General features: G+C 35.3%; 18 protein-coding genes and 1 tRNA gene. 5 read left to right on the top strand and 14 right to left on the bottom strand.

All coding sequences use genetic code 11. The features are described from left to right. Positions 1 to 746: 746 nt before the first annotated feature. Complete coding sequence (locus TERY_RS00810) at positions 747 to 2,573, top strand: protein kinase domain-containing protein (protein ID WP_011610072.1); 1,827 nt, start codon at positions 747 to 749, stop codon at positions 2,571 to 2,573. A gap of 71 nt (positions 2,574 to 2,644) precedes the next feature. After that, a tRNA-Val gene (locus TERY_RS00805) sits at positions 2,645 to 2,718 on the top strand. A 229-nt stretch (positions 2,719 to 2,947) separates the two neighbouring features. Here the strand turns inward: TERY_RS00805 and psbA (TERY_RS00800) are convergent. The 3 genes from psbA (TERY_RS00800) to TERY_RS00790 form a co-directional block, all read right to left on the bottom strand. Next, on the bottom strand, positions 2,948 to 4,009 hold the full coding sequence (gene psbA, locus TERY_RS00800) for a photosystem II q(b) protein (protein ID WP_011610071.1): 1,062 nt from the start codon (positions 4,007 to 4,009) through the stop codon (positions 2,948 to 2,950). Between the two features lie 455 nt (positions 4,010 to 4,464). After that, positions 4,465 to 5,526 carry a photosystem II q(b) protein gene (gene psbA, locus TERY_RS00795; protein ID WP_011610071.1) on the bottom strand — a complete coding sequence of 354 codons (1,062 nt, stop codon included), beginning with the start codon at positions 5,524 to 5,526 and terminating at the stop codon, positions 4,465 to 4,467. Between the two features lie 276 nt (positions 5,527 to 5,802). Continuing rightward, complete coding sequence (locus TERY_RS00790) at positions 5,803 to 7,176, bottom strand: cytochrome P450 (protein ID WP_011610070.1); 1,374 nt, start codon at positions 7,174 to 7,176, stop codon at positions 5,803 to 5,805. 1,246 nt (positions 7,177 to 8,422) lie between these two features. On the opposite strand from TERY_RS00790, the gene TERY_RS00780 reads away from it, so the two are divergent. Further along, positions 8,423 to 9,187, top strand: coding sequence for a transposase (locus tag TERY_RS00780; protein WP_011610069.1), 765 nt, complete (start codon positions 8,423 to 8,425; stop codon positions 9,185 to 9,187). Positions 9,188 to 9,376: 189 nt separating this feature from the next. Here TERY_RS00780 and TERY_RS26115 read toward each other — a convergent pair whose 3' ends face one another. Both TERY_RS26115 and TERY_RS00770 read right to left on the bottom strand, forming a co-directional pair. Then, on the bottom strand, positions 9,377 to 11,056 hold the full coding sequence (locus tag TERY_RS26115; protein ID WP_011610068.1) for a GUN4 domain-containing protein: 1,680 nt from the start codon (positions 11,054 to 11,056) through the stop codon (positions 9,377 to 9,379). Positions 11,057 to 11,190: 134 nt separating this feature from the next. Beyond that, positions 11,191 to 11,565 (bottom strand): hypothetical protein, encoded by a 375-nt coding sequence (locus TERY_RS00770; protein WP_196797182.1) that lies wholly within the window; start codon positions 11,563 to 11,565, stop codon positions 11,191 to 11,193. A 793-nt stretch (positions 11,566 to 12,358) separates the two neighbouring features. On the opposite strand from TERY_RS00770, the gene TERY_RS00765 reads away from it, so the two are divergent. After that, positions 12,359 to 12,958 carry a COP23 domain-containing protein gene (locus tag TERY_RS00765; protein WP_011610066.1) on the top strand — a complete coding sequence of 200 codons (600 nt, stop codon included), beginning with the start codon at positions 12,359 to 12,361 and terminating at the stop codon, positions 12,956 to 12,958. Between the two features lie 90 nt (positions 12,959 to 13,048). Here the strand turns inward: TERY_RS00765 and TERY_RS00760 are convergent, their stop codons facing one another. The 3 genes from TERY_RS00760 to cofG all read right to left on the bottom strand — a co-directional run bounded on the left by TERY_RS00760 (position 13,049) and on the right by cofG (position 16,979). Continuing rightward, positions 13,049 to 13,228, bottom strand: coding sequence for a hypothetical protein (locus TERY_RS00760; RefSeq protein WP_011610065.1), 180 nt, complete (start codon positions 13,226 to 13,228; stop codon positions 13,049 to 13,051). A 680-nt stretch (positions 13,229 to 13,908) separates the two neighbouring features. Continuing rightward, a complete protein-coding gene (locus tag TERY_RS24580; protein WP_011610064.1) occupies positions 13,909 to 15,567 on the bottom strand; it encodes a GUN4 domain-containing protein in 1,659 nt (552 codons plus the stop codon). A gap of 452 nt (positions 15,568 to 16,019) precedes the next feature. Beyond that, entirely contained in the window at positions 16,020 to 16,979 is a 960-nt protein-coding gene (gene cofG, locus TERY_RS00750) for a 7,8-didemethyl-8-hydroxy-5-deazariboflavin synthase subunit CofG (RefSeq protein WP_011610063.1), read from the bottom strand. Between the two features lie 641 nt (positions 16,980 to 17,620). Here cofG and TERY_RS00745 point away from each other — a divergent pair. Continuing rightward, on the top strand, positions 17,621 to 18,754 hold the full coding sequence (locus TERY_RS00745; protein ID WP_011610062.1) for a HetZ-related protein 2: 1,134 nt from the start codon (positions 17,621 to 17,623) through the stop codon (positions 18,752 to 18,754). A gap of 1,452 nt (positions 18,755 to 20,206) precedes the next feature. Here TERY_RS00745 and aroF read toward each other — a convergent pair. The 6 genes from aroF to TERY_RS35885 form a co-directional block, all read right to left on the bottom strand. Continuing rightward, complete coding sequence (gene aroF, locus TERY_RS00740) at positions 20,207 to 21,268, bottom strand: 3-deoxy-7-phosphoheptulonate synthase (RefSeq protein WP_011610061.1); 1,062 nt, start codon at positions 21,266 to 21,268, stop codon at positions 20,207 to 20,209. Positions 21,269 to 22,911: 1,643 nt separating this feature from the next. Continuing rightward, on the bottom strand, positions 22,912 to 23,385 hold the full coding sequence (locus TERY_RS00735; protein WP_011610060.1) for a photosystem II biosynthesis protein: 474 nt from the start codon (positions 23,383 to 23,385) through the stop codon (positions 22,912 to 22,914). A gap of 10 nt (positions 23,386 to 23,395) precedes the next feature. Beyond that, positions 23,396 to 23,665: a 30S ribosomal protein S15 gene (gene rpsO / locus TERY_RS00730; RefSeq protein ID WP_011610059.1), complete on the bottom strand. Its 270-nt coding sequence runs from the start codon at positions 23,663 to 23,665 to the stop codon at positions 23,396 to 23,398. An 87-nt stretch (positions 23,666 to 23,752) separates the two neighbouring features. Further along, complete coding sequence (locus TERY_RS00725) at positions 23,753 to 24,112, bottom strand: helix-hairpin-helix domain-containing protein (protein WP_011610058.1); 360 nt, start codon at positions 24,110 to 24,112, stop codon at positions 23,753 to 23,755. 177 nt (positions 24,113 to 24,289) lie between these two features. Further along, positions 24,290 to 24,364, bottom strand: a complete 75-nt coding sequence (locus tag TERY_RS26865; RefSeq protein WP_370497361.1) for an HNH endonuclease — start codon at positions 24,362 to 24,364, stop codon at positions 24,290 to 24,292. 340 nt (positions 24,365 to 24,704) lie between these two features. Continuing rightward, entirely contained in the window at positions 24,705 to 24,791 is an 87-nt protein-coding gene (locus TERY_RS35885; protein ID WP_370497359.1) for a group II intron maturase-specific domain-containing protein, read from the bottom strand. Positions 24,792 to 24,825: the final 34 nt, after the last annotated feature.

The raw sequence follows: 24,825 nt of genomic DNA, 5'->3' as shown, positions 1-24,825 counted from the left end.
ATAGGTATGACCCAGATTTTAAGATTCATTTTTTCCGCAATATTTGGGGGGGGGGGGAAGGATTTTTATATATGGTTGATGAAGTGAGATAATTTGGTCATGGTAAATCTGACTTCAGTTCTGGAAAAATTTGTTGGCTAGTACAGTAAAGTTATCTCTAAACAGATGGCAAAAAAATTATCAAATCAAAACACATATCATCAGGACTTATCCACCGAAAAAAGCTAAACTTATCGATTTTATTATGGGTTTACTGAAAAAATGATTTAAATATATTCTTATTTCAATAAGTAGTAAAAGTTTAAAATTGACTTTTTGAATACTTGGAAAGTTGAGGAGAAAATTAGTTAGATTTTAAGAGTCTGGAATATTTGGAAGGTTGTTTAAATTTTCCCTAGCCTAATCAATAATACTATCCTCAAGATTAAAAAATAGATTGAGGGTACAGTTTCTGAAATGTAATAGAATAATTTTGCTGCGGATTTGGTATAAAATATGATAATGTATAAAAAAAAGAATATTATCTAAAACTTAGGCATGCATATCAGATGATACAGCATATGTAGTTTCACCTCCGGCGGTTTGCCTTTATATAGATATGGCAGTTCTGCCTAATATCTATTATGAATAGCTTCAAACTAACAATGTAAAATAATTTTTTTGAAATTACTGTAACGTTAAAGTTTTGAAACTATAAAATCCGAGTTCCGAGTTTTGACTTTTGATTTTGACTTCCGTGAAAAGGTATGAGTTACTGCTATAATCCTACTTGCAAAAAACCTGAAAATCCTGATCAAAATAAATTCTGCCAAAGTTGTGGTTCAAAACTAATTTTGAGAGAACATTATCGCCTCCTCAAACCAATCGGAATGGGCACATTTAGTAGAACATTTTTAGCAGTTGATGAAGATATTCCCTCAAAATCAGTATCTGTAATTAAACAATTTCTACCAATAGCTACTCCCGGTAAAAATGCAGAACAAAATATTAATGAAATAGAAAAAGCATCAATATCATTTCATAGAGAAGCTTTACAATTAGATAAACTCGGAAAACACCCTCAAATTCCTAGTTTATTAGCCTACTTTTTTGTCTCGTCTTATAAATACTTAGTCCAAGAATATATACAAGGAAAAAACTTAGCTCAAGAGTTAAAAGAACAGGGCACATTTGATGAACAAAAAATTAGAAAGTTTCTCAAAGAAATACTGCCAGTCTTACAATTTATACATAAAAATCAAGTCATTCATCGCGATATTAAACCAGAAAATATTATTCGTCGTGGCGCTGATAAAACAGGATATGGCTGGGGGGATAATTTATGTTTAGTTGGTTTTGGTTCTGCTAAAGCTATTTCCATTCACCCCACAGTCAAAACTGATACTATTATTGGCTCCCCAGAATATACAGCTCCAGAACAATTAATGGGTAAACCAGTATTTGCTAGTGATATCTACAGTCTGGGTATTGTTTGTATTCAGTTAATGACTCAATTAAACCCTTTTGACTTGCGTTACGGTGAGGAGTTTTTATGGCAACAACATTTACCTAGACCGGTGAGTAAGTCTTTGAGTAATATCATTAATAAAATGTTGCAAGTTTCCTTGTCGGAACGTTATCACTCTATAGAAGAGGTTCTGAAAGATTTAATGCAAACACTGGTAAGTTCTTGGGCAGGTTTGGAAAGGTTCGAAAGTTATGGTCATAAAGTCAGAACTTTAGCTTTTGGTATTGATGGTCAAACTGTGGTGAGTGGGGGTGAAGATAATAATATTAAGGTATGGACTTTGGGAACTGGGAACGAGCCTCAGACTTTAGGAGGTTGGATGTTTAGTCATTCCGGATGGGTGCAGGCGATCGTTTTTAGTCCGGATGGTCAGACTTTGATAAGTGGCAGTAATGATGGTACCCTAAAAATTTGGAATTTGGGTACTGGAAAGTTGGTGCGTACTTTGAAAGGTTGGTTTGGTCAAGAGTGGGGTGCTGTGCATGCGATCGCTATTAGCCAAGATGGTCAGATATTGGCAAGCGGTCATAATGACAAGACGGTAAAGGTTTGGTATCTCGCCAGTGGGAAAATGCGAGGGTTTTTGCAAGGTCATACTGCATGGGTTGAGTCTCTTGCTATTAGTCTTGATGGTAAGGTCTTGGCAAGTGGCAGTGGAGATAAGATGATTAAATTATGGGATGTTCAGACAGGAAAGTTGTTGTTCAATTTGACTGGTCATAGTGATGTAGTTCGGAGTGTGGCGATCGCTCCCGATGGTCAGATATTAGCTAGTGGCAGTAGTGACCATACTGTGAGGTTGTGGCAGTTAGGCACGGGAAATTTGTTGGGAGTATTACAGCATCCTGATGCTGTGAATAGTGTGGCTATCAGTTCTGATGGTTTGATTTTGGCAAGTGGCTGTCGGGATGGGAATTTATATTTATGGAATCCTTATACAATGGAGAAAGTAGGACTATTGAGTAAAGATACGACAGTCAATACGGTGACTTTTAGTATGGATGGTCATCTGTTGGCAGCGAGTTGTGGGGATGGAAGTTTGAGTGTTTGGCACAAGGTGAGTTAGGTTTTGGTAGGAAATTATATCTTTTAGAGGTTGCAAGTTCAGTAAAGGTGTGTTATAATCTATAATTATCGGGACGTATAGCTCAGTTGGTTAGAGCACCACGTTGACATCGTGGGGGTCACAGATTCGAGTTCTGTTACGTCCATATTTTTTATTTATATCTATATTTAGCTATCCCTGATCAGACCAAAAAGTCTGAAAGATATATGGTTGTTGGGTTAGTCTAACTAGTCTTGCTAATTTCATTAACCGAACTTACCATTACTGAACTGAAACGGCTTTTTACCCTTGAGCTAATTTTTTTGGTATTAAACAAATAAAAAAAGCCCTCCATCTGGAGAGCTTTTTTTTAACTATTTAAGTCTAGTTAGAGATTAACCTTTAATAGAAGGAGCTTCTACTGCTGCTAGATCTAGAGGGAAGTTGTGAGCGTTACGCTCGTGCATTACTTCCATTCCTAAGTTAGCGCGGTTAATGATATCTGCCCAAGTATTGATTACGCGACCGCTGGAGTCAATGATGGACTGGTTGAAGTTGAAACCGTTTAAGTTGAAGGCCATTGTGCTCACACCTAATGCTGTGAACCATATTCCTACTACTGGCCATGCTCCTAAGAAGAAGTGTAGAGAACGGCTGTTGTTGAATGAAGCATATTGGAAGATTAAACGACCGAAGTAGCCATGAGCTGCTACGATGTTATAAGTTTCTTCCTCTTGACCGAACTTGTAACCATAGTTCTGAGACTCAGTTTCAGTTGTCTCACGTACTAAGGAAGATGTTACCAAGCTTCCGTGCATTGCACTGAATAAAGAACCACCGAATACACCAGCTACTCCTAGCATGTGGAATGGGTGCATTAAGATGTTGTGCTCTGCTTGGAATACGATCATGAAGTTGAAAGTACCAGAAATTCCTAAAGGCATTCCATCAGAGAAGCTTCCTTGACCGATAGGATAGATTAAGAATACTGCTGTTGCTGCTGCTACTGGTGCAGAGTAAGCTACACAGATCCAAGGACGCATACCTAAGCGGTAAGATAATTCCCACTCACGACCCATGTAAGTAAAGATTCCGATGAGGAAGTGGAAAATTACTAGCTGGTATGGGCCACCGTTGTATAGCCACTCATCTAAGCTAGCTGCTTCCCAGATGGGATAGAAGTGTAGACCGATAGCGTTTGAGGAAGGTACTACTGCTCCGGAAATTATGTTGTTTCCGAACATTAGAGAGCCAGCGACGGGCTCACGGATACCATCAATATCTACTGGAGGTGCTGCTACAAATGCGATGATGTAACAGATAGTTGCAGTTAAGAGAGTAGGGATCATTAATACACCGAACCAACCTACATATATGCGGTTGTCTGTGCTTGTTACCCAACTACAAAACTTTTCCCATACGTTAGCGCTTTCACGCTGTTGTAATGTTGTAGTCATAATTAAGTTATGATTGCTGTTTAATATGTATGAATTTTTCAAGATACATCGGTCTTTCGGATTTGTTTTCCTTGACCGTTATAAATACTATAGCTACTTTATTTTGGTTTGTAAAGGGGTTTGAAGATAGTCTTCCTGACTTGAATTATAATTATTACTTATGAATTAATCTCCCTAGGCTCAAATATACAAATACCTTGAATTAACCTTTCACTTCAGTCAGTTATATCTATTCAGTTTTTTGGCTACAGGAAATATTAAATCAGCTTTTATACCAAATATTGAAACACATACCCCTACTTCCATCACTTTTCCCATATTTGTTCTTAAAGTATGTTTAATTTACCAAGGGCTTTCTTTTTTTTACCCTTGAGCTAATTTTTTGGGTATTAAACAAATAAAAAAAGCCCTCCATCTGGAGAGCTTTTTTTTAACTATTTAAGTCTAGTTAGAGATTAACCTTTGATAGAAGGTGCTTCTACTGCTGCTAGATCTAGAGGGAAGTTGTGAGCGTTACGCTCGTGCATTACTTCCATTCCTAAGTTAGCGCGGTTAATGATATCTGCCCAAGTATTGATTACGCGACCGCTGGAGTCAATGATGGACTGGTTGAAGTTGAAACCGTTTAAGTTGAAGGCCATTGTGCTCACACCTAATGCTGTGAACCATATTCCTACTACTGGCCATGCTCCTAAGAAGAAGTGTAGAGAACGGCTGTTGTTGAATGAAGCATATTGGAAGATTAAACGACCGAAGTAGCCATGAGCTGCTACGATGTTATAAGTTTCTTCCTCTTGACCGAACTTGTAACCATAGTTCTGAGACTCAGTTTCAGTTGTCTCACGTACTAAGGAAGATGTTACCAAGCTTCCGTGCATTGCACTGAATAAAGAACCACCGAATACACCAGCTACTCCTAGCATGTGGAATGGGTGCATTAAGATGTTGTGCTCTGCTTGGAATACGATCATGAAGTTGAAAGTACCAGAAATTCCTAAAGGCATTCCATCAGAGAAGCTTCCTTGACCGATAGGATAGATTAAGAATACTGCTGTTGCTGCTGCTACTGGTGCAGAGTAAGCTACACAGATCCAAGGACGCATACCTAAGCGGTAAGATAATTCCCACTCACGACCCATGTAAGTAAAGATTCCGATGAGGAAGTGGAAAATTACTAGCTGGTATGGGCCACCGTTGTATAGCCACTCATCTAAGCTAGCTGCTTCCCAGATGGGATAGAAGTGTAGACCGATAGCGTTTGAGGAAGGTACTACTGCTCCGGAAATTATGTTGTTTCCGAACATTAGAGAGCCAGCGACGGGCTCACGGATACCATCAATATCTACTGGAGGTGCTGCTACAAATGCGATGATGTAACAGATGGTTGCAGTTAAGAGAGTAGGGATCATTAATACACCGAACCAACCTACATATATGCGGTTGTCTGTGCTTGTTACCCAACTACAAAACTTTTCCCATACGTTAGCGCTTTCACGCTGTTGTAATGTTGTAGTCATAATTAATTTATGATTGCTGTGCTTTGTATATGAAGTTTTCAAGATGCACCGGTCTTTTGGATTTGTTTTCCTTGACCGTTATAGATACTTTAACTACTTTATTTTGGTTTGTAAAGGGGTTTGAAGATAGTCTTCCTGACTTGAATTATAATTATTACTTATGAATAAATATGGACCAAAAGCGATCGCTCAACAAGTAGGGATAATTTTTGTTAGGGATCTACATAGGGATCTACAGATGGCCGATTTTTTTATATTTTACTTAAAGTCCTGATTTTATACAGTTGCTACGGAAGGGAACTTTTTTTCTGTCTGCATAAGTTTTCCAGTCATAACCATTTTCACTCCACCCGCTGGAGCTAAAGTTAAACCGCGACGTAATGGTTTTACTTCTTGCTTCTCTGCCAATGCTAAACTGTAACGTCTTAGAATAGTTGCCAACACAATTTTCATTTCAAACATAGCAAATGCTGCTCCAATACAACGTCGGTTACCACCACCAAAAGGTAAAAATTCGTAAGAGGAGTATTGACGTTCTAAAAATCTTTCTGGTTTAAACTTCTTTGGTTCAGGATACAGATCTTCTCGGTGATGAGTTAAATAAATACAGGGAGTTAAAGCTGTTCCTGCTGGATATGTTTGACCCATTATTGTTATTGGTAATTTTGTTTTTCGTGGAGAAACTATTATTACCACTGGATAAATACGCAGGGTTTCACTACAAACAGCATTCATATAGGGTAAGTTAATAACTGTCATTGGGTTTAGATCATCCCCAAAAGTTTCTAATTCTCGTGATAGCTTCTGATAAATTTCTGGTTGATGGTGAATCCAGTAAAAAGCCCAAGATAATGACGTTGCTGTGGTTTCATGTCCCGCTATGAGTAAGGTCATCAACTCATCTCGCAATTCTATATCACTCATACCTTCCCCTTCTTCATCCCTTGCCAATAAAAGCATTGTCAAAATGTCAGAGCGTTCCGGGTCTAGTTTTTGACGACGTTCAGAAATTTCTGCACATAGTAACTCGTAAATTTCTTCCCTGTTCTTAATAAAATTTCCCCACGGACTCCAGGGACCCAAGTCTATTTGTAGAAACTGGAAAAATAACATACTTGTTTTCAAGGGAGAACTTAATGACTCGAGAAGTGACCCCAAAAGTTTCTCTAATTTAGAGTACCTTTCTCCTTCATATAAACCAAAAACAGCTTGTAATATTACTTTTAAAGATATCTCTGCAGTAAATTCTCTCATAGAAAATACCTGCCCTATCTCCCACTTGCTAGCTACTTCTTGAGCAACATTACAAATTAATTCTCCATAAGCTTGCATTCGTTTCCCATGAAAGGGAGGCATCAACAGTTTGCGTTGACGTTGGTGAGGAATATCATCTAATAACAGTAATGAATAATCTCCCAATAATGGCTGCGCTAATTTATTACTCGAGCCACAATCAAATTTTTTGGGGTTAGCCTTGAAAATTTCCTCAATAGCCTTTGGATGGCTGATAAATACAATTGGATAGTTCAATTTTACTTCAAATGTGTCGCCATATTCCCTCGCACATTTTTCCATAAATTTTATGGGTTTAGCTGTCCACTGTAGAATTTGAGTTAAAGCCGGAGATTTTGGACCTGGTAATTTTATCATTATTATGTTCTTAACTTAGCTATCTTTTAGATATTCTAATTAACCCAGACTTATTACTACCTCAAGTACAAGGAAATAATGGCATCCATGGGTTATCAATGTTAATTTGAGGTATAAATAATATTATACAAGAAAATTGCTACGACTGCAACAGCCCCAAAACCAACAACAGTTAAATATTTTTGTGATTTTTTTCCCACATTTTGGAGAAGTTTGACCTCATTTTGAAGTCTACGGTCAGACACTAGCAAATATCAGATCAAGGAAGCGATCGCTTCACCAAGTAACTTTACTGGCGTATATCAAAGTCTCTTTTAACCTGACATTTACTTAAGGCTACAAGTAACAGGCGGCAAAGCATTAGGATACCCTGGTGGTTTTGCCAGTCAAGCGGAAGCTTATGCAGCCCTAGTAATTTTAGGCTACAAAAATATTCTCACATAAAAAATATTTTCACATAGGGCTTTTCATGGAGGAGTAACCACATCGTTATCAGTAAAACCTAACAAAGGGGAATAGCCAGAAAGCTACTACTTTGCCTTATAGTTTTAGGTTTCTTTATCTGAGTTTATCTAGGTTTATCGTACTCATAACTAATAACTGAATGGAAAAAAATATTTATCAAAAACTAATTAATATCTCTTTTTCGTAAGGCAGTAAGTTGTAGAAAATAATTCACCAAAAAAAATCAATAATTTATCAAAAGCTGACTGTTATTTAGCTGTCAAAAGAGTCAATAATTTATCAAAAACTGAAGTCGCCTTTGAAATTTTTTCGAAAAAATTGGCAATGAATTAGGCAGTAAAATCGAAAAATATCCTACTGCTGGAGTCAGTTACTGCCTATTCTTTTTACCAACTTAAATAACTTGGGGGAAATCTTTTTCAAATTTATGAACTCAGAAATAATATTTATGTCAAATCAGATAATTTTTTTTGCCAAAAATTTGATTAGCTTTAACAATTTGGCATGGATTTTTTGAACGTAAAGAATATGACTATTTACCCTAGCTTGACTCATCAGAAAATGTTTTATTAACTGGATATAAACTTGCTCAACTATAAAAACAACAAGCTCAACCACAAAAACAACAAGCTCAACCACAAAAACAACCCGCTGATAGACTGTTGACATTCTCAGGAAAAGACGCACTCACCCTGATAATGTTTTGCCGCAGAACCGGGGGAAACTTAACATATTTAATTCTGTTGGGTTTCAAATATATCCGACTATCTCTTAACTGATAATGCCTAGAAAACCACGTCAACTTTTGCCTCAATATTCCGATCATGTTACTTGTCGTTGCAACAACCGAGAGTTTCGTTTGACTCGTCTCCAATGTCGTCAGGTTTTTTTGTTTGCCTTAAAAAAAGCTTTGGATAAGTTTGGCTTTAAACTTTATGCTCTATGCATTATGAGTAACCATATTCATTATTTACTAGAGCCATCCATTCGGGAAGACTTACCGAAAATTATGCACTGGTTAAACTGGTATACGGCTATGTGTTTTAATCAAATGCTTAACCGTACCGGGCATTTTTGGGAGAAGAGATACCATAGTACCGGGTTTGAAAATACTGATAAAAAACGAGCTTTGAATACTCTTCGCTATATTCACGCTAACCCAAAAGCAGCTAATATGCAGTCTGGGTTTTTCTATGACTTTTCTAACTATGGCACTTATGACCGCCTCACTGATGATGGTCTCACAAAGTGGCATCCTGCTTTTTTGTCTCTGGGAAAAACTCTTGATGAATGTGCTAAAAACTATAGGAAATTTTGTCACAAATACAAACCTCGACCAAAACCGGAAAAGCGTAGTCGTTGGGGTAGTAGGTTTTTGCCTAAGGTGAAAAAAAAGAAAAAGAATAAGGTTTCTCCAGGACAAATGCGACTTCCTTGGGCAGACTGGGAACCTCCCTCAAATTTGGTGGCGGAGGTAGCCAGGCAGTTTGTTTTGGCAAATTGTTATGACCCGGAGGCGGCTATGAAATTTTTCGATGATCAGTAATGACATATCGCAGTGTGGCCAAAATTAAAGTGTTTAGTTAATTTTTAAACCTAAAACCTAAAAACTAACACTTAAAACCATTAACCTAATACCTAATACCTAATACCTAATATATGACCCACAGGTGGTCATGCAATTTTTTGATGCTCAAAAAAGAGAAATTAAGATTAAAATCTGACTTCTGACTTTTTAGGTGAGACTTCTGACAACATTTCCAACTTCTGGCTGACTGAATTCTACTTTTGACTTTTTTCTCTGAGCCCTCCCCCTCTTTTTTTCCTTTTTTTTCCCCCTGGTGCCAGGTATCAGATCGCCGAAATTAAGAAAAACCGTTAAAAAAGCTTTCCCCAATTTTTCCCCTTGACGCCAGATATAATATATGTTACAATCTACAGGTGGAATAACCCAGCGACCGAAAAGGTGCAGCCGGTATACCCAGCCAATAAAAAAAATACCCCAAACGCCCAACGCCCGGCACGGCAGGTGCCCCACATAATGTTTATCATCAAAAGTTAATTCACTATACGACAACCATTCACCTCCTTTACGCCATCCTACTTTGTCTCCAAACTTTTCCCACACATCTCTATTATACTCTTTTGTACCACCCAAACTCAGATAAATTTGCTTCTGCACAGAAAATCCAAATTTTCCATTACTATATTTTACCCAAAGTTTGTCAATCGTGCCTAAATCTTGACAAGAAAAATTTTTAGCATCCGACCCTCTCAACCATCCTTCCGACTCCCTACTCGCAGCTTTTAAAATTACCCTCTCTGTTTCTGCGTCTGCCTCCTGCCACTTTTTAGCCTTCAATAAGTCACGCAGTTTCCGATAGTCAACCCCCTTAGCTGAAACTAGAGAAACCTCATTTTTTTTCTGCCGTTGTCGTTCAGCTTCCAGCTCTCGTTCTCGTCGCTCCGCCTCTTCACGCTGGCGTTTTTCCTCCTCTAGTTGCCTTTGTAGTTCAACTGCCCGTTCCTCTTTAGCCCTCTTTTCAGCCTCTCGAAGTTCCTTTTGTAGATCCGCCTCCAGCTTTTCCACTCGTCGTTCCGCCTCCTCACGCTTCCGCCGCTCCAACTCAAGTTGTTTTTGTAACTCAACCTCCTGTCCTTCCATGCCCAGAGCGATCGCCTCGCCGCGATAATTTTCAAGCATATTAATAGGTATACCCCAAGAAAAAGTGTAACGTTGAACACCCGCCTCAACCCGTCGCACAGCATCCTGATAAACAGAGCGTTCCGACTCAGACAAACTTGCCTGTAGTGAAGCAAAATTCTTAACAACCTCCACATCACTCATCCCATGAACAGCCACAACCTCACCCTTAACATCAACAACAGGGGCACCACTCATACCCCCCACAGTCAAAGCCTGATAAGAAACCCCATAACCCTGGGCCAACCTATCCAAACGAGAAACACTGCCCAAAACAAACTGTGATACCAAGTACCCATCCCTAATAGGAAAACCAGAAATATAGATAGAACTACCTTGTTTGAGGCCATCTGAGTTACCTATTTTCAGTGGCGAATAATTACAATTTCCTTTTTCCGGCTGAAAACTGACCAAAGCCAAATCTATATTATTAGGAAATATTTCGACCTGAGAAGCAGGCCACTCCTTCCCATCATTAGTTTTTAATAAATTTTCCCCCTCTTTTTTCACAACATGAGCCGCCGTGAGTACAGTACAGACCCCTTTTTCTCCAGGCACAAAAAAACCAGTGCCATGTCCTGGTTCACCTTGATAAAATACTTTAACAATACTAGGCTCTAACCGAGAAGCTATTTTTTCTGGAGACAAAGAACAATTTGTCAGAGTTAGTGACAGGAAAGTCAAACCAAAAGCACGAAGTAGAGATTTCATTTTGAGCAGCAGTTAGGAAGTATTAAAATTAAGCCTTGTTCATTTTACCTAGAAATTGATTAAATGACCACTCCCTAAAAAGAGCCACTATTTTCCTATAATACTCATCTACCTTCAGAATAAAACAACTTTTTCTAATTGTCAAGAACAGATGGAGTTCCATTCAGAATAATAGTAGTTTTTTGATCACAAAGACCAAGCTTAGCTTGCCAACGGGAAGGAAAATTAGGGTCAATAAACTTAATCTCAAATCTACCCCAATAATAAGTAGGCTTACCATTTATATCTTCCCGATAAGTATCGCAACGACGAGAAGAGGATTTTTGTACCCAATAACCATGATAAGACCCTCGGCCCTCAGTTTTACCCCCTAAACCATCTATAAAAACATGTCCAACGTTATCTCCATACCTCCAAACTGCAGTGTTTTTTCTGTCTTCGAGATAAATTACCTTATATTCTTCAGTCGTCCACGTTTCGTCACCATAAGCATTTTTAGGAAAAAGCATAATATTTAAGAATACAAAAAAAAGTAAAAAATAATTATGTTTCATATTTCTTTTTTGACTAACTTATGTTATCTATCTATGCCATTATATAGTTATTAAGTCATATTTTTAGATAAAATTTTAATGTAGCGATCGCTAAGTCAAAAAAACCTATTATTCACTAAATAAGTCACCACAGAAAAAATTATTCTCAAAAGTTTAGTTACCATCTGAGACCCAACTTATTTTTATTGCTAAAATTATTTAGGGAAGCTTTCCCAAAGAAAAAAATTGATGATTAAAAACAAACTACAAAAATCAAATAAATTGACCATCAAAAACTGACAACCGAAAAATAAATAACAGAAAAAATTCACCTCTAGTCTAATAAGTGGAAATTTCTGGAAATTCCTGAGCTGATATTGAAGAAAACTTTAGGTAAAGTTGCTCTTGAGCTTCACAATATATATAATCAAAATTCAAAAGCAGATATGTAGTTAATATAGAAATTATTAGGGAGGTTGCTGCTGACCAGAAAAATATTTGACCAAAAACAGAGAGCTATTTTTTCTAGTTATCAAAAAGCGATCGCTCAACTTATCTACTAACTTTTAACCCTTGAGTTGAATGACCCTTGACGTAAATTTCTAGTAAATTTTGAAACTTAACCTTTGAAATTTAAACCTTGAAATTTAAACTTTGAAATTTAACCTTTAAAATTTAACCTTTGAAACTTAACTTTTTAAAAGCAAACGTGTAATTAACTTTGCATAATTATCACAACTTATATATAGATATAATTTAGGATAAACCAATGATAAGAAACAAAAAAATTACAGGAATAGCAGCAGTAGGCCTAATAATTTACATAATTGGATTATTATTAGACGCCATAGGTTTAAGTATTGATATTGTGCAAGGTAGACCGACTTTGTTAGTAAAAAAAACCAACCGTTTTTATTGTGAGCTACTAACAGACACAACACAAGGCAAAAAAGTTTGGACAGTAACATACGACGATGATCAAAGCAAAAAACCCTGGTTAGGTATGGTGATACCCATGGGAGGAGGTTGGTCTCCCGCTAAACGATGTGAAGAAATACAAAGACGACTAGAAAATTTTCGCGAAGATGGCATTCTATCCTTAGACTATCGCAAAGATCCTAACACTCCCAAACAAGAAGTCATTTGTGTCAACACCAAATTAAGTAGCAACTGCCCATTATTGTTAACTTTAGACGTAGGAGTAGATGGTTATCAAGCCTTGAGAAAAATGACCGATGCCCTACATCTCGGTACCATTGTTCATCAAGTAACTAAAGGAAAACAGGAAAACCCTAATTTTTCTAGAGAGTCATCTGTGATCTATTTGCAGCCTTTTTTAGCAAAAGAAGATCTTTTAGCAGGAAAATAGTACTAGTCAAGTCAAAAACCATAAGTTGAGCTCAAGAAAAAGTCAAACTTTGAACATCCCTTTCTACTCGTTGCACAACCTCGTAAGTAGCTAACCATTCTGAGTCAATAAACCTCCTTTTTGTAAAACAAAGGACTTGATAATTTCCAGACGACTTATCCCATAAACTCCCAAAACCTTACCCCTCATATCCATAACAGGGGAAGCACTCATTCCACCCAGACTCAAAACTTGAGCAGAAACTCCAGAACCCCGCGCCAACCGCTCCAAACCAGAAACATCACTTTCAATAAACTGGGTTAGGAGCCTTTAACCCCGACTAGGAAAACCAGAAATATAGAAAGAACTACCTATTTTGAGAACATCTAAACTATCTTATTTTCAGCCCCCGAACATCAACTTATTTTCTTTGAGAATATCAAAATTTTTTATGTTATAATAGAAGCGATCGCCGTATCAAACCCTTAACTCTCTATTATTACCTAGAACCATGACAATAAGTGAGTACTAATAGAATAATAAAAGAAGCGATCGCTTAGAACCAGAAAATATTTTGACCAAAAAAATTTGGCGGTCTAAAAAAATTGTGTGAAAAACTTGTGTGAAAAATTTGTGTGAAAAACTTGTGTGAAAAACTTGTGTGAAAAACTTGTGTAAAAAAATTTGGTGGTGTAAAAAAATTTGGTGGTGTAAAAAAATTTGGTGGTGTAAAAAAATTTGGTGGTGTAAAAAAATTTGGTGGTGTAAAAAAATTTGGTGGTGTAAAAAAATTGTGTGAAAAATTTATGTGAAAAAACTGTGTGAAAAATTTATGTGAAAAAACTGTGTAAAAAATTTGTGTGAAAAATCTCAACTTCCCAGCCACTTTTCTAGTAGTAAAAGAGGAGCATATCCTAAACATCAGATAAACTCAAAGAGTAAAAAATCATCAAAAAACAAAAGTGAAACAACTAAAGATCACAGTCTATAAACTTGCACATTCCTGCAAACAGAAGAGAAGCAACCCTCTCAAGATAAAAACTTACTGGTAAACACCCCATTTCATACTTCTCACTAAAAGTCAAATAATGATACCTCAACCATTTTCCATCTTGACGCCACCCAACTCTATTTCCAAAATCTTCTATTACCTTATAGTCATAGTCTTTCGTACCACCCATGCTCTCATAAATTTGCTTCTGAACAGACAAGCCAAACTTACCATCACTATATTTTATCCACAGTTCGTCAATAGTCACTAAATCTTTGCAAGGAAAATTATACACATCCTTAACCCTCAAAGATCCCTTCAAGTTTCTGCCCGCCACCTCTAACATTCTTTTATATGTTTCTAAGTCTGCTTCGCGCCACTGTTTAGCCGCCAATAGATCACGCAACTTAGTATAGTCACCGACCACCTCAGAAACCAGAAATAAATCAACACCAGACTTATCTTCAGTATTTTGAGACTCAAACTCCAACTGCCTTTCCAACTCCCTTTCCTTTTGTGCAGCAACTTGTAGAGTTTGAATTTGCTCCTCAACCTGATATCTTGTTGACATCTCAATTTCTAGTTGCACTTCCAACACTTTTTGTTTTTCCACAACAACTTGTAGAGTTTGAATTTGCTCCTCAGCCTCAGATCTCTCCGATATTTCCGCTTCCAGTTTTCTTTCCAACCCCTTATAACTATTTTTTAGTGACTTTAACTCTTTCTGAACCTCTTCCCCTTTGTCTTCCTCATCCTGGAGTTGTGTTTTCAAATTATTAACTTCAGCAATAAATGGTGAAACATTTAAATACCTGAAACCAACATAAATAAAACTAACAGCAACTATTCCTGCACCAGACAAAAATATCCACCAGCTTAACCCATAGATATCCCCAGAGTCATAGTAAAACGGAGACTCCCTAAAGAAACTAATAGGTATACCCCAAGAAAAAGTCAAATGTTTAATAGCAGTATTCACAACTTCTTCAGCTTGCCAGGTAGTCTGTAACTCTAACTCAGGCCAACTTGTTTTCAAAGAACTAAAACCTTTAACTGTTTCCACATCACTCATCCCATGAACTGCCACCACCTTACCCCTCTCATCTATAACAGGAGCTCCACTCATTCCAGCGACAGTCAAAGCTTGATAAGAAACCCTATAACCCTGTGGAAAAACATTCAAAGCCGTAACATTTCCTTTAACAAATTGAGATAGCATCTTCCCATCCCGACTAGAAAGGCCAGAAACATATATAGAACTACCTTGTTTGATATCCTCTGAATTACCTATTTTGAGAGTAGGATAATCACATTTTTCTTTCTCTGGCTCAAAAGTTACTAAAGCCAAGTCTATATCATCTGAAAACATTTCAACAGATGCAGCATCCCAGACATTACCATCTTTAGTTTGTAATAATTTTTCCCCTTCTTTGTTCACAACATGAGCTGCCGTCAGTACCTTACAAACTCCTGTTTCTCCAGGTACAAAAAAACCAGTTCCATGTCCGGGTTGATTTTTATAAAATACTTTAACAAGACTAGGTTCTAGTCGAGAGGCAATTTGATCTGGTGGTAATGAACAACTTGTTAAAGTTAATGCCAGGAAGGCTAGAATAATAGCCCGAAATATAGGTTTCATCTTTATAAAAAAGAAAGGGGCAAAAGTTAAAGGTTAATTGTTTTTTGATTTTACCTACAACCATTTGTATTTTTGATTGTTAGGCAGAGGCTTAAGAGTTATCTAAACCACAAATAATTCAGTAAATTCTAAAATATATCCTTTTATTTGTCAAGTAAGGATTGTTCAACAAGTCTATAGGTTTTTATTTCTACCTCTAACCATTATGAGGAACAATAGTTAGCTAAAAATTCAAATACAAACCTTGTTAAATTTACTTATATAGGTTAACCGATAACCTTATCTCTGGGACATATTGAAACTTCAAATTAGGTTAACCGATAACCTTGTCTCTGGGACATATTGAAACTTCAAAATCAAGATTTAGCTTCACCCGTCCTAATTTCCTGCCTTTAAAGAAGAAAGTTCAAGCAAAACTTAATTATTTCCACTTTTAAACAAATTAAAAACTATCAATATATAGATAATTTTATACGCCATTCACTTACAATATTTTTTAAATTTATTGGTAACCAATCATCATATTTAGAATAGACTGGTAATCTTTTAGTTAACTGCCATCCTCTAGACTCCAAAACTTTTATTAAAGCTTGATAGTGAGGATGAGGATAATCAGGATTAATTTCATCAAAAGGTCCTATCCCTCCTAAATCTCGGGCACCATTTTCCAAACAAGCCAATAATATTTCTGGCTTTTTCACTAAATTAGGAGGAATTTGTAGAGTAATATTTGAGGGTAAAACTTCATTAGCGATCGCTATAACTTCTGGCAATAAATTGACATTAAAACCATCAGAAACCCATTTATTTTCCGAACCAGGACTATATGGCTGTATAATAACTTCTTGAATATGACCCCATTTTTGATGAATATTAGAAATTGCTTCTAAAGTATCTTTCCAGTCAGTTACAGTCTCTCCAATTCCTAACAATAAACCAGTAGTAAAAGGAATTCTTAATTCCCCAGCCCATTCTAATTGTTGTAAACGTAAGTGTGGTATTTTACTAGGAGAATTTTTATGGACTATTTTTAGTAATTTAGGTGTTATCTGTTCCAACATTAATCCCATTGAAACATTTACCTGTTTCAACTCCTCCATTTCTGACCTAGTAAGTATCCCTACATTAGTATGGGGTAAAAATCCTAAAGATAGAGCTAGTTGACATAATTTATATATTAGTTGAAACCAAGCTTTTCTGTATTTGCTATTCGGGTGAACTTCACCACTTAGAGTTAATATTTCAATTGTACCTTTATTTTTGAGAGATAATAATTGTTTTTCTGCTTCTGATAGACTCAACCAAGAACTTTTACCGGGGTCTGAGCGAAAATTACAATAGCTGCAATTATTAAAACACTCATAAGTAGGAACTATTGTATAAGCTGGACTATAAGTAACAATTCTAGACATGGGTAAAGGATTAAATTTTAGTTATATAACTTTTAAAAAATGAGTCAGTTAGAAGAGCAATAATGAAAGAATATATTCTGATTTTTTTTCAATAAACTTGAATAAGTACCTACACAAATTTATTCTAGAGTTTAGCAGCACTAGAAGCTTTAATTAATTACTAGTTTTGGAGAATGAAAAAGTCTTACTTAAAAGGGCAAGCTTGAGACCAGATTTTTTGCTTATTACCTTGAGGACTTGAAAAATTTCTCATTAAATAAGTTGTATATTTAACCAATATTAGATTATGTTATTAAAAGTAAAATTTAAGATTATTTTAGTTGATAAAATTTTTTTGCTTAATAATTCCTATAACTTAAGTTTATAGATAAATCAAATGTCCCTCATTTAAAAATTCCCATACTGGAGATAGAAATTAATAGAAAATTTTTACCTCCTACTAGTTTTGACTTCCCACTGCATAAATATACTTAACTCAAACAAAAACTTTCTCTACACAATCAACTGAAACTATATATTAAATTAGTAGTCAAAGATCTTAGTAAAATAACTGAAAATATCAACTTTAGCAAAATTTGGCAGAGGTTAACTCCCTCCATTAGCCCATTAGCTAAAATTGAATATCTAGAATCAAAAATATAATGACTTTCGCCGAAGCACTGGCACAAGAGTGGAGAACTAGACTTCAAGAAGACTACCCAAACCATAGCTCAGATGTCCACAATAGTATTATTTGTTGGCTATTGGGAAATGATTCTAATAAGTTAGATAGCTTTACTCCTGTCCAAAAAGAAATAACATCTCAAGGAAGAGAATTTCTTTATAGAATTCTAGGACAAAGATATTTGGAAGCTTCACCAGAACAAGCTTATCAAAACTTGATGCAGCGCTTGAGTGGTTTAGTGATGCTGCGAGAAAAAATACGAGCATGGGTAAGTACTAGTCGCGATCGCCAGCGAAGTGCAATTGATGTTCTCCAAGAAGTAGTCCAAGATATGTTAAATAGCGATCGCTACCTACAACAGCAAATGGCCAATATTGCCGAATGTACAAAAAATCCCCATCTCCGAAACTCTTTATTGTTGGCCAGTGTAGAAGAGTATTGTGTCAGACCAATTCGTAATCAACCTTTACTGGTTTATAGATTTGTTAATTATCTACGTCGGACTCAAAAAGGTGGTTTAACTCAAGTACCTGTCAAAGAATGGGTAAAATTCATCTCAGACGATATTAGTTATGGTGATACCGAAGATAAAGTAAGCTTCTTGGACACTGTGGTCACATCAGAGTATAACGATGGGGAAACAATAGAAAAATATCAACTTCGGTCTAAAGTCCTAGAAGAATTTGAGAAATATTTAGCAGAAAAAGTTGATCAAAAGGCCGTAGAATGGCTAAGACTTTATATTAGAGGCAATACTCAGTATGAAATTGCTAAAGCTTTAAATATCCCCGTTCAAAAGATATATAGGCTACGAGAAAAAGTTAGTTATCATGCAATTCGCGTTTTTGCACTCAAGCAACAACCAGAATTAATAGCTAGTTGGCTAGAAATTTCTCTCAATGATAATAGCCTAGGTTTGACTCCTAGTAAATGGCGAGAATATTGGCAAAATCTCAATCATCAACAACGTCATTTAGTTGAAGCTTTAAAGTCAGGTGCAACTCTAGAGGAAATAGCTAAAGAGTTAAACCTAAAAACTAATCAAGTTATTAGTGAATGGACTCAATTATATTTGGATGCTCAATCTTTACGGAACAGTTCTAAAAGCTGATTTCTCAAAAAACTAAATAAAGTTTATTCCTAGTAAATAATGGTGTACTTTAGCAGTATTTATTATGATAAATAAACTATGTCATCAGTTAGGATTAGAGTCGTATATCTGTGATAATATTCACGTATGCTGATACAAATTGCTTATAATTATTTATATTATTGATGTAAATTAATTACCTAATTCATGAGCCATAAACTACATTTATAAGTTGCAAAAAAATCATAATAGCAATAGAAAACATAATAATTATTTAGAAGAAAACTATAATGAATTGCAACTAATTACTTATAGCTATTTGTTCAATATTATCCCAGATATTATGAACAATTATTCATACAAAAAGCATCCTAAAAGGGAATTAAAAACTATTTATTTAATCTAAATAATAGGATGATTTGATATAAAAAAAATGTTTGTTTTTAAAGTTGTTTTTATGGCAATTACCTAGTTAATTTTCATGTTTTGGAAATCTATTACTCCAGTTATTTTAAAACTATTTATCTTCAAACTATAACAGCTTTAAATACTCAAAAATTGTCAAATAACTACCGGAGTTCGTTTGATAATCATGACAGGAATTGGCAGAATTTATTTTTAACAAAAATCATCCCAATATATAATTATTTGAAATTAAAATGGAGTTATAAAATCTCTAGTTAAAAATTTAGAGCAAAAGAAAATTGAAGCTATTATCAATAAGCTGAAAATCATCAGTCAACTGTATCTAATTTATCTTAAAAAAAATCAGCAAGTAGATATTTAAAATAATCTCTAAAAATCATCATCTACTATTATTAGACTTTGAGGTTAACGCCTATAAATTATGGGTAAAAAGCAAAGTTACAGTTATTGAGGAGAGAATCTTTACTCTTAGAAAAAGTAGAAAATTTATTTTGATGTAGTAAAGATACCTTTAAAATAGGTAAAAACTCAAATTTAAATAGTTTATGTTTAAGTTTCAATGTTAAATGAACCTGTTTTCCCTTTAGTCTTGAGTTATTAACATTCATAGATAGTAACAGTAGTCAACTATCATAATTTCATATATAACTGATAGCTAACTACTAAATAATTACGAAATATCCTCTTTCACGCCATTCATTAACAAGCTTGAAATTTATAGTAGGTTTCAAGTATATAAAGTACAAAATTTTTATTAAAGATAAAATATTTGTAACACAGGCATCTTACCTATGACAAACGTACCCCAAGCTTGAGAAATTAGCTGTAATTCTACGGCTTCCATACTATCAGTTTATTCCAAATACTTAGTAATGCAAAGTAGAGGGTTATCTACTGATGGGATATCTCTCAATGTCTACAAGAAAGAAAATCTTGTAAGCACCTTTACTCTGATATCGCCTCGGTTATTAACTGACTAATAATTGTCAATCAAGATTTAATTTTTTGGCTGTATTGCAGATAAAATCAATCAATTTTTAATCAAAGCTATACAATGGCTGGTTCCGGTTGTGGCCAACGTTTAACACTTTTACCAATAACTGCCATTTCCTCCATTAAGGTATCAAACTTATCTGGTGTTAGAGATTGTGGGCCATCTGACAGAGCTTTTGCTGGATTTGGATGGACTTCAATCATTAGAGAATCTGTTCCTGCAGCAATAGCTCCCATTGCCATTGCAGGTACATATTCAGCTCGACCAGTACCATGACTAGGGTCAATCATAATTGGTAAATGAGTCAGCGATCGCAAAACTGGTATTGCAGACAAGTCCAAAGTATTACGAGCATACTGACGATCAAAAGTCCTAACACCGCGCTCACAAAGAATTACATTTGAATTTCCGGCTGCTAAAATATATTCTGCAGCCATTAGCCACTCTTCAATAGTAGCTGACATTCCCCGCTTCAAAAGCACTGGTTTATCTTGAGCACCGACCTTTTTTAATAGAGAAAAGTTTTGCATATTACGGGCACCTACTTGCACCACATCCGCAACTTCAGTCAACCTTGGTAAGTCAGCAGCATCCATTACTTCTGTAATAATTCCCAGACCAGTTTTTTCTTTAGCCGCAGCCAACAAATTTAAAGCACTCTCACCATGTCCCTGAAAAGAATAAGGAGAAGTACGAGGTTTATAAGCACCTCCACGCAAAAACTTAGCACCAGCAGCTTTCACCCGTTGAGCTGTTTCTATAATCATTTGCTCATTTTCTACCGAACAGGGTCCAGCAACTACAACTAGATCTTGATGAAGGCCAAAAGGTATAGGTCCATCTGGAGTAGATACTACTACTGTACTAGCTTCTCCGTTATGAAACTCTAGACTTGCTCGTTTGTAAGGACGTTCAACCCGCATTACCTGTTCGATCCAAGGACTCATTTCCTGTAATTGTAATGGATCCAGGTCTGCAGTATCTCCTACTAAACCAATAACAACTTTATAGCGCCCAACAATTTTTTCTGGAGTTAGACCCCAATTAGTTTTGAGTTCCTGACAAAGACGATCTATCTCTACTTCTGGAGAACCGATTTTTGTTACTATTATCATTTATACTTTTGCACTCAAATAGGTATAAGTTCAATATAAGGTTACCTTAACTATCAGTTGAAATAGTAAAGTCCTAGTAATTTCTTATTAAAATTTTCTTAATACTGGTTTTAGGAACCGCAAATGATTCCTTAACATTACTGATAGGCAGTTTTCTACTTCAATGAACCCATATTCCTAGATTTACTTTCAGAAGTTTTTAAGGCTACTCCAAAAAATTGTCACTGGGAGTCCCGCAATCAAAATATTTATACTTCGGTTTATATCTCTATAATATTAATATCCTTTCGGGCCTAAAGTCATAGAGTAACAACCAAACCTTCTCTCGCACCTGAAAGTTTAACTTTTCACCTTAGACACCATAACATGAGAAAATTTGAGATATTGAATCTCAACAACTAATTACTATAAAATTAATACCGTATTCTTCTGCTTTACCTTCTAGCTAGAAGTATTTATATAAATCTGCAAATGTATATCAATAATTTCTCTGAATAATTTACGATTTTTAATCACTCCAGAAACATATCATATCTCTAAAACTATTACTTAGTTTTCGTATTTTATTTTAGTAGATAATTTATGTTATGCCAAAAATATTTTCTAATATCTTTTAGTTTTGTCTTCAATTTAGCAAGCCTTTATCTCTCTTTTTCTATCCTTTAAAGTCTCTAGTTTTTCTATCAGAATAACTTACTTAATTTTCGCCATTCAAAGCTCCTTTGAAAGAGGCTAACTTTTAATCAATTTTTTTACCACATATAAAGACGCCCTAATACAATATCCCTACCCTCGCAAAAGTTTTAACGCCAAAACTTATACCTACTAAATCATTAGTTTTAGGTAAAGTTTTTGGATTAATTTCTACTTATACAACTTAATAAATATCTATTAGGAGAGTCTTTAATAATAGTTAATTATAATGCTTCACCCTTGTAAATCTCTAGACCCAAATATTTTGAAATTGCCAAATTTAGCTATACTAGAAACTTTATATTGACTAACTTTAACCCCCCTTTTTATAAATCTAGCAGCTAGCTCATGACTTCAAGGTTTTAAGTTTAGTAAGTATTGATGAAGTTTGATAGATTTATCTTTCCTCTTACCTTTGGTTGATGTAAAAAAGTTTTGGTAATCTTGGTTGAAATTATTTAAAGATTACTGGAATGGTATAACATAAACTCATGATAATCATTCTCTATCCTAATTTTTTTAGCTTGAGTAATAAACTGTTTTTGTAGCTTAGAATTAATAAACTTCTTCTCTCCTGGTTTAGACTTTTCATAGGCAGAAAGATAGACTATCATTTGGAGTAATCCTGGGAAATTAATTCTCGAGAGCTTAATATGTTGTGTCTCAGATATCAATATTGGCTTTTCCTTCCAAAACTAACAAAGAGTGAGGACAAGTCTACAACCAAATTTGAATCATCAACAGACTTCTCCACCAAAAAGTTCTTAAGCCCTCACTGAATGACCTTCCAAAAAAAATTAGTATTTTTGGAGATATCTAATATAAAGCCCTGTTTTCTCTGTAGATATGATAGTCTAGCTTTTCTCAAAAAACCATAAAATAAAGTTTGGGACTAGAATTATAAGATGAGTTTATTTTCATCTCTATAACTACTAAATTATAGAAAGAAATTAGCTTTTTGATTTAGCTTCTTTCCAGGCTTCTTTCATCCTTTGAAAATTAGTTTTTAGCTCTTGCAAACCTAATAAGCTACCTTTTTTATCTTCGTCCCAAGACGCTGAAAAAATACCATAACTCAAACCAATAACACTTAAACCAAAAAAACTAATACTAACTAGCAAAATTACTTGGTTTGGTAGTGTAAACAGATCATTTATAATAATAAAATAGCCAAAAACAAAAGTTAACAAAGCTAGTAGTAGAGGTGTTCCAGATAATAATACCATACGGCTAATCATCCTCCGACTAACTATTTCAGGAATAGAACTTTCTGCTCTAACTCTTTTACTCTTTTGACTTAGATTAGGAGTACTTTGTTTTTCTGTAACCTTTGTTTTTGGTGAAGAAGATAATTTCTTACCTTGCTTTTTCCGACTTTTAGCAGGCTCAAAAGGTAAGGGTTTGCGTGATGATTCTGAAGACATAAATTAATTTTTAACCTCTAATGCCAAGGCGAGTAATTAATGCTTTATAACGTTCCTGGTTTTGCTTCTGAATGTATGTTAATAAACGCTTACGTTTACCAATCATCTTTAACAAGCCTCTTTGGGATGAATAATCTTGTTTATTATTTCTTAAATGAGCGCTTAATTTAGTTATTTTTTCTGTCAGCATTGCTACTTGGACATCTGCCGAACCTGTATCTGTTTCATGAGTTTGATACTCACCAATAATCTCTTGTTTACGCTGTTGTTTGAGAGCCATATACTTTATTTATTAACCTTTAAAAAAATACTACAAACTGTTACTATATCACATAAATTAATTCTTATAAATACCTATATGAAATTTTTACAGTTGAGTAGAACGACTCAACCAACTAATAGCTTCTCGAATCCAGTCTTCTGCATTTGTATTTTTGGACATATTAGCATCTTTACTAACTGCTTGCAATGATTGTATTACTTCTTGACCTGTGTATCCTAAAGCCAACAAAGTCATTTCTACTTCTTCTTGAATAGCAGGCATAACTCCCACTGGTACTGATGTAGTTAAACCTGCATCTTGTCGCCACTCGGCCAATTTATTTTTCAATTCTAAAGTAATACGTTCTGCTGTTTTTGCTCCTACTCCTGGGGTTTTGGCTAATACACGAGTATTTCCACCAACAATAGCTTGAACTAAGTCGGGTAATTCTGTTAAACTAAGCAAACCAATTTCCGGTTATCCTTTATAAGGTCTGCTCGTCTTCAGAACCGGACGTGAGACTTTCACCTCATCACGGCTCCTCTCTTAAACGTCCCATTCAAGGGTACACCCAATGAAATTCCACCTAAAATCTAATTAGTCTAATAGGCTCACTGCTTTCAAGTCTTCAGCAGTTTTTTTTTAATAGTGACAATGTAAACATAACACTTGTTTATTCTTATGTGTTTTGTTACCACCTTCAGACCAGGGAACGATGTAGTCAACTTCGATTTATACAGTTGGCCTGAAGTTTAATCCACAAAATACGTATTTGTTTTTCTGACTTTTTATTAGTGTTACTACTTCTGTCTTTACACCTGGGTGTTTAGCAATTCTACTATTCCAATAAGTCCAGTCACAATCAGATGATTTGTGAACTTTCACCTTGATATGCCTTACAGTAGATATCTCTAAGTGTTGATTTGGTAAATATCTACGCCTTTCCAGAATCAAATTGCCATTATCAATATTAAGCAAATACTTTTTATTGACCTAGTTGCTTGACTCGTTTGGATACCTTCTATTTGTCCATCAACCTATTCTTTTCAACAAGAGATTATTCAGTGAGTCTAAATATCTTTTTACTGACTTGGGTAGAAAAGTAATTACCCCATCCTCCAATTACTGGATTAAGTTTCTTTATTAGCGCTCTAATGGAAGCAGATTTGTGAGAATTA

Source organism: Trichodesmium erythraeum IMS101 (assembly GCF_000014265.1).
GTDB lineage: Bacteria > Cyanobacteriota > Cyanobacteriia > Cyanobacteriales > Microcoleaceae > Trichodesmium > Trichodesmium erythraeum.
Note: the sequence above shows the minus strand (reverse complement) of the source record. Positions and strands in the feature narration are given on the sequence as shown.